Origin of the sequence: Streptomyces sp. NRRL S-87 (assembly GCF_000719335.1) — a bacterium.
GTDB lineage: Bacteria > Actinomycetota > Actinomycetes > Streptomycetales > Streptomycetaceae > Streptomyces.
Genome location: NZ_JOGB01000102.1, coordinates 1 through 11,764 on the forward strand (window position 1 = coordinate 1; position 11,764 = coordinate 11,764).

Sequence of the window (11,764 nt, forward strand, 5' to 3'; positions counted from 1 at the left end):
GAGGGGGTGGTGGGCGGTGGAGCGGGTCGGGTTCAGCTCCTCGACGAGGCGGTCGAAGGGGAGGTCCTGGTTGCCGTACGCCTCCAGGTCGGTGGCCCGCACCCGGTCGAGGAGCTCGCGGAACGTGGGGTCGTCGGAGGTGTCGGTGCGCAGGACGACGGTGTTGACGAAGAAGCCGACGAGGTCGTCGAGGCCGTCTTCGGTGCGGCCGGCCAGGGGGGCGCGGTGCGAGGCGACCGCCGGGCGCTCGCGGTCGGTCGGCAGCTCCAGGACCTCGGGGAGGTCGGCCAGCTGCCGCCGCCAGTACGCCAGCTGGCGTGCTCCCGCGCTCTCCGGGTCGTCGGCGGCACCGAGGAGGTCGTGCTGCCAGACGGCGTAGTCCGCGTACTGCACCGGCAGGGCGTCCCAGGCCGGGGCGACCCCCGCGAGGCGGGCGCCGTACGCCGTGCCCAGGTCGCGGCCGAGCGGGCCCACGGACCAGCCGTCGCAGGCGATGTGGTGCAGGAGCAGCAGCAGGACGTGCTCGTCCGCCGACGTCCGGAACACCCGTGCGCGGACCGGGATCTCGGACGCGAGGTCGAAGACGTGCCCGGCCGCCGCGGTCACCGCGGCGTCCAGTTCCGCGGCGGGGACGTCGGCGCGCTCGAGGGTGATGCGGGCGTCCTGGGCGGGGAGGACGGACTGGCGGGGTTCGCCGGTCGCGGCGGGGAAGACGGTGCGGAGGGCTTCGTGGCGGGCGACGACGTCGTTGAGGGCCGCTTCGAGGGCGGTGAGGTCGAGGTGGCCGGTGAGGCGGATGAGCCAGGGAATGTTGTACGTGGAGCTGGGTCCTTCCATCTGGCCGAGGAACCACAGGCGGCGCTGTGCGAAGGAGACCGGCAGTTCGGCGGTGCGCTCGACGGGGGTCAGGGCCGGGACAGAATCTCCTCCTGCACGGACACGTTCACCATTCACTCCTCAGTAATCGAACAAAAAGAAATTCCGGATGGGACAAGCGGGTTGCTGCGGTTCGCTGCCGGGCCGCTTCGCAGGAATGGCAGCCCGGGGCACCCCTCAGGCCATGAGCTTGCGGATCTCGGTGATGAGGCCGACGAGGGCCTCGCGCTCGGGGACGGTCGTCTCCGGGTGCCACAGGTCCAGGAGGAGGCAGGTGCGCGGCCGGACGCCGTCGTTCCACGCCTCGTGCTCGAAGGAGTAGTCGAAGAGCAGGCACTCACCCTCCTTCCACTGCCGGGTCTCGCCGGCCACGGTGATGCCGCACCCTTCGGGGATGTCCACCGCGAGGTGCAGGTTGATGCTGAAGTTCCACAGGTCGCAGTGCGGGGCGATCGAGGCGCCGGGCAGCAGCGTCGAGAAGTGGCTCTCCAGGAGGGTGCAGAGCTTGCCCTGCTCCAGGACCTCCCGGGTCAGGACCTCGTACGCGGTGGGGACCAGCGGGGCCGAGGACTCCACCGGGGCGCCGTCGCGGAACAGGTACAGCGCCTGCCAGTTCTCCTGGCGGGTCAGATAGTGCTCGTAGTCGGAGAAGGCGCTCTTGCGCTCAGCCCAGGCCGCGTCCAGCTCCGCCTTGACGGCGGCGTGCCCGGCCTCGAAGGCGCGGACCACCGGCGCGATCTCGGGGTGCCCGTACGGGTCGTGCCAAGGGGTCTGCGAGATCCCCGGCAGGATCCACTTGGCGCCCTTCTGCAGCGGGTGGCGCTCCTGCTGCTTCATGTACAGCATCTCTTCGACGCGGGTGACGGAGTCGGCGCCGTACCGGTCCTTGACGTCCTGGAAGATCCGCTCGATCTCGGGGGTCATGTCTGGCTCTCTCTGCGTCAGGCGGCGACGGCCGGCTCGGCGGCCTCGGCGCGCGGGGCGTGCTCGGCGTCGTGCGCGTACAGGGCGGCGATCCGGGTGGGCAGCGAGGCCCAGATCTCCGGGGTGTAGAAGTGACCGCCCGGCAGGACGTCGTGGCGGTAGTCGCCGGCCGCGAGGCGGCGCCACTGCTCGGGGGCACGGGGGTCGATGACCTCGTCGGAGTCCCCGTTGATCACCTGGACCGGTACGCCGACCCGGGCGCCCTCGCGGTGGTAGAAGGTGTCCCGGACCCGCACGTCGGCCCGCATCAGCTCCAGGGCCATGTCACGCAGGTCGGGGTCGTCGAGGACGTACTGCGGCAGCAGGCCGAACGTCTCCATCCAGTGCATGATCTGCTCGTCGGAGTCCCGCTGGGCGGGGAACATGTCCTGCACGGTCAGGCCGCGGCTCGGCGCGTTGGCCGAGGAGACGACGAGGGCCTTGGGCAGCGGACCGCCGCGCTCCTCGATCCGGGCGGCGACGTCGAAGGCCATCCAGCCGCCCATGCTGTGCCCGAAGAGCACGTAGTCGGTGTCGGCGGCGGAGAGCACGGCCCGCACGGCGTCCTCGGCCAGCGCGTCCCAGTCCTCGGCGCAGTCTTCCGCGAACCGGCCCTCCCGGCCGGGGTAGCAGATGGCGGCCAGCTCCACGCCCTCGGGGAGAACGTCGGCCCACGGTACGTACGACCCGGCGCCGCCGCCGCAGAAGCCGAGGCAGACGAGCCTGAGGTGGGCGTCCGCGACCTTGCGGGGGCGGACCACAATGGTGTCCTGCACGGTGTGGATTTCCGTTTCTGTCGTTTTCTGTCGTTGGGGCGGTGCGTCAGGCGGCGGACGGGTCGCGCAGGCCGTCGACGTAGGCGGCCAGGTCGCGCAGCCGGGGGTGCTTGTAGACGTCCTTGACCGGGACCGGACGGCCCAGGTCCTTCTTGAGGCGCCCGACCACGCGCAGCGCCATGAGGGAGTGGCCGCCGAGCGCGAAGAAGTCGTCGTCGGCGCCGATCTCCGCGCGGCCCAGGACCTCCGACCAGACGCCCGCGATGAGCCGCTCGGTCTCGGTGCGCACGGCCCGGCCCTCGCCGGCCGCCGCCACGGGCGCGGCCTCGGGGGCGGGCAGGGCGGCGGTGTCGATCTTGCCGTTGGGGGTCAGCGGCAGGGTGCCGAGGAACACGTAGTCGGACGGCAGCATGAACTCCGGCAGGCTCTGCGCCGCGTGCTTGCGCAGCAGTGCCGGGGTGGTCGGCGCACCGGCGGCCGGGACGAGATAGGCGACCAGGCGGTCGCCCGCGTCCGCGGCGTCGGCCGGTCGGACCACGACGACGGCGGTGGCCACGTCCGGGTGGGTGGCGAGGGCGTGCTCGATCTCCCCGAGCTCCATCCGGTAGCCGCGGAACTTCACCTGCCGGTCGGCCCGGCCGAGGAACTCCAGGCCGTGGGGCGTGCGCCGCACCAGGTCACCGGTCCGGTACATCCGCTCTCCGGGTGCACCGAACGGGTCGGTGGGGAAGCGCTCGGCGGTCAGCTCCGGCTGGTTCACGTAGCCCAGCGCCAGGCGCGGCCCCGCGATGTACAGCTCGCCGGCCTCGCCGTCGGGCACCTGCCGCCCCTCCCCGTCGAGGACGTGGAGGCGGTTGCCGGGCAGGGCGTCGCCGATGTGCGGGCCCTCGCCGGTGATCCATGCGGCGGTCGCGTCGACGGTGCACTCCGTGGGCCCGTACAGGTTGAGCGCGTCGAGGACGCCCCGCGCGGCGGCGTCGGACAGCTCGCGCCAGGTGCGCTCCGGCACCGGCTCGCCGCCCATGAACAGGCGCGGTACGCGGCCGTCGGCGCGCGGCCGCAGCAGGGCGGTGCGCAGCATCTCCCAGTGGGAGGGGGTGAGGTCGAGGTCGGTGACGCCGTGCGCGTCGAGCAGCTCGGTCAGCCGCTCGGGGTCCTTGCGCACCTCCTCGTCCAGGACGACGACGCTGTCGCCCCGGCAGACGCGGGCCCACTGCTGGACGGAGGCGTCGAAGGAGACGCTGGCGTTCCACGCGACCGTGCGCGGCTCGGGGGCGTACGCGCCGAACTCCTCCAGGGCCGAGATCAGGGAGGCGACACCGGCGCGGGTGGCCGCCACGCCCTTGGGGCGACCGGTGGAGCCGGAGGTGAAGATGACGTACGCGACCGCGTCCGGGGCCGGCAGGTCGTCGACCGGCACGGCGGCGGACGGGCCCGCGGCGGCCGGGGCGACGACCTCGACGCCGGCCGGCGCGAACCGGGTGTCGGCCCCCTCGTCGGCGACGAGGACCCGGATGCCGGCTTCCTCGGCCATGTAGGCGAGCCGCTCGTGCGGGTAGGCCCGGTCCAGCGGGACGTAGGCGGCTCCGGCGCGCCAGGTGGCGAGCAGGGCGACGACGAGCTGCGTGCCGCGCTCCAGGTGGATGCCCACCCGGTCGCCCGGGGCGACACCGCGGGCGATGAGCGCGCCGGCCAGCAGCCGGGTGCGCTCTTCGAGCGCGGCGAAGGTCAGGGAGCCGTCGGTGCCGTGGACGGCGGGGCGGTCGGGGTGGCTGCGGGCCGCCCGCAGGAAGCGGGCGAGCGCGTCGAGCGGCTGCTCGGCGAGGACGGTCATGGGACACGCTCCTTGAAGCGGCGGATGCGGGATGCGGGATGCGGGATGCGGGATGCGGACGGTGCGGACGGTGCGGACGGTGCGGACGGTGCGGACGGTGCGGACCGTGCGGACGAAGGGGGGAGGGGGAGTGGGGAGTGGGGGGCGGTGGCGCGGCGGGGGGACGACGGGCGGCTCAGGCGAAGCGCGCGGCGGGGCGCACGGAGGGCCGGCACTCCTCGACCTCGATCGGGTTGCCCATGGCGACGACGATCTTCCGGTCGCCGCGGAAGGGGTCCCGGCCGTGCGCGGTGAGGATGTTGTCGACGAGCATCACGTCGCCGACCTGCCACTGCTCGCGGACGGTGGCCCGGTCGTACGCCTCCTGGAGGGCGTCCAGGTCCGCGCGGGTGAGCGGGGTGCCGTCACCGAAGGAGGTGTTGAACGGCAGCCCCTCGCGGCCGAACTCGTCGACGAGGGTGTCGCGGAGCTCCTCGTCCAGCGCCCACTCGTTCCAGAAGACGAGGTGGTTGAACCACACCTCCTCGCCCGTGTCCGGGTGGTGGACGGTCCCGGGGCGGAGCTGGCTGGTGCGCAGGTTGCCGTCCTCCTGCCAGGCGTGGGCGATGCGGTTCTCGGCGCAGTAGCGCTCGACGTCCGCGGGGTCCTCGGTGGCGAAGGCGGTCTTCCAGTCGGTGGAGATGTAGTCCGAGTAGCTGCGGTGCAGCAGCCAGCCGTGCGTCCGCATCTTCTCGGCGAGGACCGGCGGGACGTTCGCCAACACCTTGCGGACGTCGGCGACCGGGGTGGCGCCCTGCTCGGCGGGGGCGACCAGGCAGCCGAACAGCAGCGCGCGGGGGAACGTCAGGGTGTAGCTGTTCTCGTTGTGCATGCGGATGGACTGTGACGGGGGCAGGTCCGTGGAGGAGAAGACGTCGTCGCCGAAGCTGCTGCGCGGGGTGGCCTTCTCGCGGTACGGGGTGCGCTCCGGGACCAGGACGTCCCGCACGCGGCCGAAGTCCGCCACCGTCCGCACCGGCAGTCCGCGCAGGTACAGGGCGCCATGCTCGTGCAGGGCGGCCGTCAGCTCCGGGAGGCGCTCCGTCAGCCAGGCGCAGGCCCCGTCGATGTCGGCGAAGGCGGGGACCCGTGCCGTGGCCGGCTTGCCGGGGGCCGTCCGCCAGTCCAGTGCCACGGCTTCTTCTGCGGTGGTGATGCTCACCAGGGTTCCTTTCGTGGGTGGGAGGGGTGCCGTACGGGCCGTCGCCGCGGCACGGGGTGCGCGGCGCCCGCTGCGGGCTGCCGTACGGACGGCCGTACGGGACCGGCCGTCACGGGGTGACGAGGAACGCGCGGACCGCCTCGCCGGCCTCCTTCGTGCCGAAGGTGCCGCCCAGGTCCGGGGTGACCTGGCCCTTGCTGATCGCGGTGCCGACGGCGCGGCGGAGCGCGCCGGCCTCGGCGGCCCAGCCCAGGTTCTCGAGCATCAGGGCGGAGCTGAGGATGGCGCCGAAGGGGTTGCCGATGCCCTGGCCGGCGATGTCGGGGGCGCTGCCGTGCACCGGCTCGTAGAGGCCGAAGCCGGTGACCGGGTTGATGTTGGCGGAGGCGGCGTTGCCGAGGCCGCCGGCGAGCATGGCCGCCAGGTCGCTGAGGATGTCACCGTAGGAGTTGTTGGTGACGATCACGTCGAACTGCGCCGGGTCGGAGATGAACTTCATCGCGGCGGCGTCGACGTAGAGGTGGGTGGAAGCGATCTCCGGGCGGCGGGCAGCGGCCTCCTTGAAGGCCCGCTGCCAGACCTGGCCGCCGTGCCGGACGGCGTTGGACTTGTCGACCATGCACACCCCGCGCCGGGCGATGGAGTAGGCGTACTCCATGACGCGCGACACACCCATGTACGTGCTGACGTCGGCGTCCACGGCGGTCTCGTGCTCGGTGCCGCCGCGGAGCACACCGCCGATGTCCGTGTACAGGCCCTCGGAGTTCTCGCGGACGATGACGCAGTCGATGGAGCGGCTGCGGCCGTCGCGCAGGGGGCTCAGGTCCTCGTGGAGCAGGGTGGCCGGGCGGTGGTTGACGAAGAGGTCGAGGTCGAAGCGGAGCCGGAGGAGGACTCCGCGGCCGTAGTCGGAGGTCTTGACCCGGGGGTCGCCGATGGCGCCGAAGAGCACGGCGTCGCTCGCCTTGATGCGCTCGAAGTCCTCGTCGGAGAGGGAGACGCCGGTGCGCAGGTAGGTGTCGGCATTGACGTGGTCGAGGACGTCGAAGCGGAGGTCGAGGCCCAGCACGTCGAGGGTCTCCAGGGCCTCCCGCGTCACCTCGGGCCCGATGCCGTCACCGGGAATGACGGTCACAGTCTTGGTCATGTGGATCTCACTGTTCGTGGGGTGGTGGGTGGGGGTGGGTGGTCGGTCGGCCGTGGGGCGGCGGTGCGGCCGCTGCCGGGGGTGTGGCCGTGGTGCCGGGGTGTCCCGGCGCCGGTCACGGCAGCAGGCGCCGGCGGGCGTCCGCCAGGACCTGCGGGGAGCGGTTGAAGGCCACGCGGACGTAGTGGCGGCCGCGCTCCTCGTCGGCGAAGAAGGGGGTGCCGGGCGCGAGGAGCACGGCGGACTCCTCCAGCACGCGCCGTACGTACGTCCGGCAGTCCTCGTCCGTGGCGCCGCGGATGTCGGCCAGGATGAAGCAGCCACCCCGGGGCGTCCGGAAGGTCAGCCCCATCCCGGAGAGGATGTCGGCCGCCTCGTCGCGTGCCCGGGCCAGTTCCTTGGCGGCCGTGAGGGACCCGGCGTCGAAGAGGTCCGTGAGGCCGGCCGCCAGCTGGAGCGGGGCCGCGGCCCCGTTGGTGGTGATCTCGTGGACCCGACGGAAGACGGCGGTCAGTTCGGGGCGGGCCCGCAGGAATCCGAGCCTCCAGCCGCTGATCGCGTGGCTCTTGGACAGCGAGCCCACGACGACGCTGCGGTCCCGCAGCGACGGCACGTCGGCGACCGACAGGTGCTCCCGGTCGTCGAAGACGAGGTTGGCGTACACCTCGTCGGCGATCACGGTCACGTCCCACCGCTCGCACAGCGCGGCGATCAGCTCGAAGTCCTCGGCCGTGAGGGTCTGGCCCGTCGGGTTCGCCGGGGTGTTGAGGATGATCGCCCGGGTGGTCGGACCGAAGGCGGCGGCCAGCTCGTCGGGGTCGAGCCGCCAGTCGGGGGCGTGCGGTCCCTCCGGCTCGTGCAGCCGGACGAACCGGGGCCGGGCACCGGCCAGTTCGATGGCGCCGAGGAAGTTCTCGTAGTACGGGTCGAGGACGACGACCTCGTCGCCCGGGTCGACCAGGGAGAACAGCGCCACGCACAGCGCCTCGGTGCCGCCGACGGTGATGGTCAGCTCGGTGTCCGGGTCGGCGGGGGTGGTGAAGGACTCCGCGATCCTGCGGCGGACGTCCGCGCCGCCCTGCGGGAACTCGTACTGGTTGGCCCCGCCGCGCAGGGCCCGTACGGCCTCCTCGACCAACGGCCGGGGCGTCTCGGGCGCGCCGGGCGTCCCCACGGCCAGGTCGATCGCCCCGCGCTCGCGCGCGAGCACGAACAGCTCGGCGAGGTTGCCGCGGGGGATCCGGGCGGCCCGGTCGGAGACCGCCGCCCGGCGGCCCCCGCGGGGCCCTGCCTGCGCGGTCACGAGGCCCGTCGCAGCTTCGCCGCGTCCGGGGACGAGTAGGTCCCGCGGGTGATGCTGGTCATCCAGGCCGGCCGGCCCGCTTCGTAGGCGGCGATCGCGTCGGACTTGCGCAGGGTGACGTCGATGTCGTCGAGGCCGTTGAGGAGGAGCCAGCGGGCGCGGTGGTCCGCTTCGAACTCCCAGGTCTGCCCGGCGGCGGTGACGGTCAGCTCCTGGAGATCGACGGTGATCTCGAAGGCCGGGTCGGACGCGACCAGTTCGGTCAGCTCGGCGACGACGGGAACCGGCAGGGCCACGGCCAGGAGGCCGTTCTTCAGGGCGTTGCGCAGGAAGATGTCGCCGAAGCTGGTGGCGATGACGGCGCGGAAGCCCCAGTCGCGCAGCGCCCAGACGGCGTGCTCGCGCGAGCTGCCCGTACCGAAGTTGTGGCCCGCGACCAGGACGCTGGCGCCCTGGTGCTCCGGCTGGTTGAGGACGAAGTCGTCCTCCTTGCGCCAGTGGCCGAACAGGGTGTCGGCGTAACCGGACTTGGTCAGGCGCTTGCAGAACTCGGCGGGGATGATCTGGTCGGTGTCGACGTCGTCCCGGCGCAGCGCCACGGCCGGGCCGGTGTGCGCCTTGAGCGGCTCTCTCATGCCTTCTCTCCCTGCGGGGTGGTCAGTTCGGTCGGTGCGGCGAGGCGGCCGGCGACGGCAGTGGCGGCGGCGACCACCGGCGAGACCAGGTGGGTGCGGGCGTGGGTGCCCTGGCGGCCCTCGTAGTTGCGGTTCGACGTGGAAGCGACGCGCTGGATGCCCTGGAGGCGGTCGGCGTTGATGCCCATGCACATGGAGCATCCGGACAGCCGCCACTGCGCGCCCGCGTCCAGGAACACCTGGTGCAGGCCCTCGGCCTCGGCCTGGGCGCGGACGGCCATCGAGCCCGGGACGACGAGCATCGTGATCGACGAGGCCACCTTGCGGCCGCGCAGTACGTCGGCCGCGGCGCGCAGGTCCTCGATGCGGCCGTTCGTGCAGGAGCCGAGGAAGACCGTGTTGATCTCGATGTCGCGCATCCGGACGTGCGGCTCCAGGCCCATGTACTCCTGGGCCCGGCGGGCGGCGTCCTGCTCGGGACCGGTGCCGAAGTCCTCGGGGGCCGGGACCGCGGAGTCCAGCGGGACGGCCTGTCCGGGGTTCGTGCCCCAGGTGACGAACGGCGTGAGACCGGTGACGTCCAGCTCGACCACCCGGTCGAAGGCGGCGCCCTCGTCGGTCCGCAGGGACCGCCAGTAGGCGACGGCCTCGTCCCAGTCGGCCGCGGCGGCCGGGTCCCAGCGTTCGCGCAGGTAGGCGAGGGTCGTGTCGTCCGGGGCGATGAGGCCGGCGCGGGCTCCGGCCTCGATGCTCATGTTGCAGACCGTCATCCGCCCCTCCATGGAGAGGTTCTCGACGGCCTTGCCGCGGTACTCGATCGCGTACCCGTTGGCGCCGTTCGCGCCGATGTGCGCGATCAGGGCGAGGATCAGGTCCTTCGGCGTCACGTCCGCCGGCGGCTCGCCGACGAACTCCACCGACATGGTCCGCGGGCGCTGGAGGGCCAGGGTCTGGGTGGCGAGCACGTGCTCGACGTCGCTGGTGCCCACGCCGAAGGCGAGGGCGCCGAACGCGCCGTGCGTGGAGGTGTGGCTGTCACCGCAGACCACGGTCATCCCGGGGCGGACGAAGCCGAGCTCCGGGGCCACGACGTGGACGATGCCCTGCCGGTCGTCGCCCAGCGAGAACAGCTCGATGCCCTGCTCCTCGCAGTTCTCGCGGAGCCGCTCCAGCTGGGCACTGCCCATCGCGTCCTTCACGAACAGCGTGTTCGTGGGCACGTTGTGGTCTTCGAGGGCGAGGGCCAGGTCGGGGCGACGGACCCGGCGGCCGGCCAGCTGCAGACCGTCGAAGGCCTGCGGCGAGCTGGCCTCGTGGAGCAGGTGCAGGTCGATGTAGAGCAGGTCGGGCTCGCCCGGAGCCCGGTCGACGACGTGGCTCTCCCAGACCTTCTCGATCAGGTTGCGCTCGGTGGTGGCCATCAGCCGGTCACCGCCATCTGGGCGGCGGGGGCGGTGGTGCGCAGCAGCCGGGCGGTGATGATCTCACGCAGGTCGCCCAGCTCGATGCACGTGCCGTCCTTGCGGCCGGCGATGTAGGTGTCGTAGATCTCGTCGAGCAGTTCGCGCTCGATGCCCAGACCCATTTGGTCGAAGAGGTTCCGGATGACGCTCCGGCCGGAATGGCGGCCGATGAGGATTCCGCGCTCACGGCCGAAGAGGTGCGGCTCCACGTATTCGTACGTCACCGGATTGCGCAGCATTCCGGCCTGGTGGATACCGGCCTGGGTGGCGAATGCGTTGTCGCCGAAAACGGCCTTGTTGCGGGGCGTCGACATTCCGATGATCCGGCTCAGGATCAGATAGGCGTCGTACAGCTTCTCGGTGCGCAGACGGCTGGTCACGCCCAGCTGCTCGCCCTTGTAGAGGAGTACCGCGGCCAGCTCCTCCAGCGGGGTGTTGCCGGCGCGCTCACCGATTCCGGCGAGGGTCGCCTGCACCTCGTCCGCGCCCGCCTCCACGCCGGCCAGCGCATTGGCGAGGGAGAGCCCGAGGTCCTGGTGGCAGTGGGTGGAGAGGATGACGTCGTCGGGGATCCAGGAACGCACCCGGGCCACCTGGGCGCCGAATTCCGAGGGGATCAGGCAGCCCGTGGTGTCGGCCAGGGCGACGGTCCGGGCGCCGGCCTCGACGCCGGCCTCGATCAGCGGGCGCAGCAGGTCGTCGGCGCCGCGACTGGCGTCCTCGATGCCCAGCGTGATGTCGGTGAAGCCCAGCTCGGTGGCGAACCGGATGCTGTCGATGATCTCGTCCAGGCCCTCGACCCGGGTGAGACCGCGCTTGTGCTCCAGGTGCACGTCGCTGCCGGTGGCCATGATCTGGACCTGGTGGTCGATGCCGCCGGCCTCGGCCGCCAGTTCGATGTCCTCGCGGACCGCCCGGTTGAGGGTGGCGACCTTGGCGGTCGTGAGCGCCTGGGCGATGAGCTTGGTCGCCTCGAAGTCGCTGGGGGAGGAGCTGGGGAAGCCGGCCTCGATGGTGTCGACGCCGGTGGCCTCGATCGCGAGGGCCAGCTCCAGCTTCTCCTCCGGGTTCATCGCGTTGCCGGGGGCCTGCTCGCCGTCGCGGAGCGTGGAGTCGAACACGCGCAGCCGACGGGCAGGGGTCGCAGAACTAGAAGTCATGATTCCGCCTTTTCGCAAGAACGCCACCGAAAGGGCACGGGACCAGGGGGTCGAACCGTGCGGGTAGCGGGGCCTTTTTGGCCAACGGCGGTGACTTTACGCGGCTCGGAACGCGGTCCGTCAACCCTTCTCGGCAAAATAGAGCACCGATAGTGGCCGAATGGAGGGGTCTTGGACAATGAGGTCCGAGCGCGCAACTGACATGCATCGAGCTGTGAATCAAGGAGTGATTTTAATGGGCGACTTCTCCTCCGAGGCACGCCTTCTTTCTCGAATGCGGCGCGCGGGAGCGGCCGGTCGGATCGGTCGCCGTGCGGAGGGCGTGCGGGAGGTTCCGTTGTCGTTCGCGCAGCAGCGTCTGTGGTTCCTGGACCAGTTGGATCCGGGGAGTGCGGAGTACGTGGTG

General features: G+C 72.1%; 10 protein-coding genes. All 10 read right to left on the minus strand.

What is annotated here, in order from left to right; all coding sequences use genetic code 11:
* Positions 1 to 954, minus strand: a 954-nt coding sequence (locus IF43_RS37315; RefSeq protein ID WP_234332642.1) for a condensation domain-containing protein, incomplete at its 3' end; no start/stop codon positions are given.
* Positions 955 to 1,053: 99 nt separating this feature from the next.
* A complete protein-coding gene (locus tag IF43_RS0134595) occupies positions 1,054 to 1,800 on the minus strand; it encodes an aspartyl/asparaginyl beta-hydroxylase domain-containing protein (RefSeq protein WP_030210510.1) in 747 nt (248 codons plus the stop codon).
* A 17-nt stretch (positions 1,801 to 1,817) separates the two neighbouring features.
* Positions 1,818 to 2,615, minus strand: a complete 798-nt coding sequence (locus IF43_RS0134600; RefSeq protein WP_051796823.1) for a thioesterase II family protein — start codon at positions 2,613 to 2,615, stop codon at positions 1,818 to 1,820.
* Positions 2,616 to 2,661: 46 nt separating this feature from the next.
* Entirely contained in the window at positions 2,662 to 4,449 is a 1,788-nt protein-coding gene (locus tag IF43_RS0134605) for a non-ribosomal peptide synthetase (protein WP_030210517.1), read from the minus strand.
* Positions 4,450 to 4,624: 175 nt separating this feature from the next.
* On the minus strand, positions 4,625 to 5,650 hold the full coding sequence (locus IF43_RS0134610; RefSeq protein WP_234332643.1) for a TauD/TfdA family dioxygenase: 1,026 nt from the start codon (positions 5,648 to 5,650) through the stop codon (positions 4,625 to 4,627).
* A 109-nt stretch (positions 5,651 to 5,759) separates the two neighbouring features.
* A complete protein-coding gene (locus IF43_RS0134615; protein WP_030210522.1) occupies positions 5,760 to 6,797 on the minus strand; it encodes an isocitrate/isopropylmalate dehydrogenase family protein in 1,038 nt (345 codons plus the stop codon).
* A gap of 115 nt (positions 6,798 to 6,912) precedes the next feature.
* A complete protein-coding gene (locus IF43_RS0134620) occupies positions 6,913 to 8,100 on the minus strand; it encodes a pyridoxal phosphate-dependent aminotransferase (RefSeq protein ID WP_030210524.1) in 1,188 nt (395 codons plus the stop codon).
* Positions 8,097 to 8,735, minus strand: a complete 639-nt coding sequence (leuD, locus tag IF43_RS0134625) for a 3-isopropylmalate dehydratase small subunit (protein ID WP_030210530.1) — start codon at positions 8,733 to 8,735, stop codon at positions 8,097 to 8,099. Before leuD ends, IF43_RS0134620 begins: the two co-directional genes overlap by 4 nt.
* The gene (gene leuC / locus IF43_RS0134630) at positions 8,732 to 10,156 is read right to left on the minus strand and encodes a 3-isopropylmalate dehydratase large subunit (protein WP_030210533.1); all 1,425 of its coding nucleotides are present in this window, start codon (positions 10,154 to 10,156) and stop codon (positions 8,732 to 8,734) included. Before leuC ends, leuD begins: the two co-directional genes overlap by 4 nt.
* Positions 10,156 to 11,358 carry a LeuA family protein gene (locus IF43_RS0134635; RefSeq protein WP_030210536.1) on the minus strand — a complete coding sequence of 401 codons (1,203 nt, stop codon included), beginning with the start codon at positions 11,356 to 11,358 and terminating at the stop codon, positions 10,156 to 10,158. The genes leuC and IF43_RS0134635 overlap by 1 nt, the downstream gene beginning before the upstream one ends.
* Positions 11,359 to 11,764 lie beyond the last annotated feature (406 nt).

Coding starts and splice junctions, on each gene's coding strand:
- IF43_RS0134595 (WP_030210510.1), bottom strand. CDS start 1,800: ATGACCCCCGAGATCGAGCGGATCTTCCAGGACGTCAAGGACCGGTAC.
- IF43_RS0134605 (WP_030210517.1), bottom strand. CDS start 4,449: ATGACCGTCCTCGCCGAGCAGCCGCTCGACGCGCTCGCCCGCTTCCTG.
- IF43_RS0134615 (WP_030210522.1), bottom strand. CDS start 6,797: ATGACCAAGACTGTGACCGTCATTCCCGGTGACGGCATCGGGCCCGAG.
- leuD (WP_030210530.1), bottom strand. CDS start 8,735: ATGAGAGAGCCGCTCAAGGCGCACACCGGCCCGGCCGTGGCGCTGCGC.
- leuC (WP_030210533.1), bottom strand. CDS start 10,156: ATGGCCACCACCGAGCGCAACCTGATCGAGAAGGTCTGGGAGAGCCAC.
- IF43_RS0134635 (WP_030210536.1), bottom strand. CDS start 11,358: ATGACTTCTAGTTCTGCGACCCCTGCCCGTCGGCTGCGCGTGTTCGAC.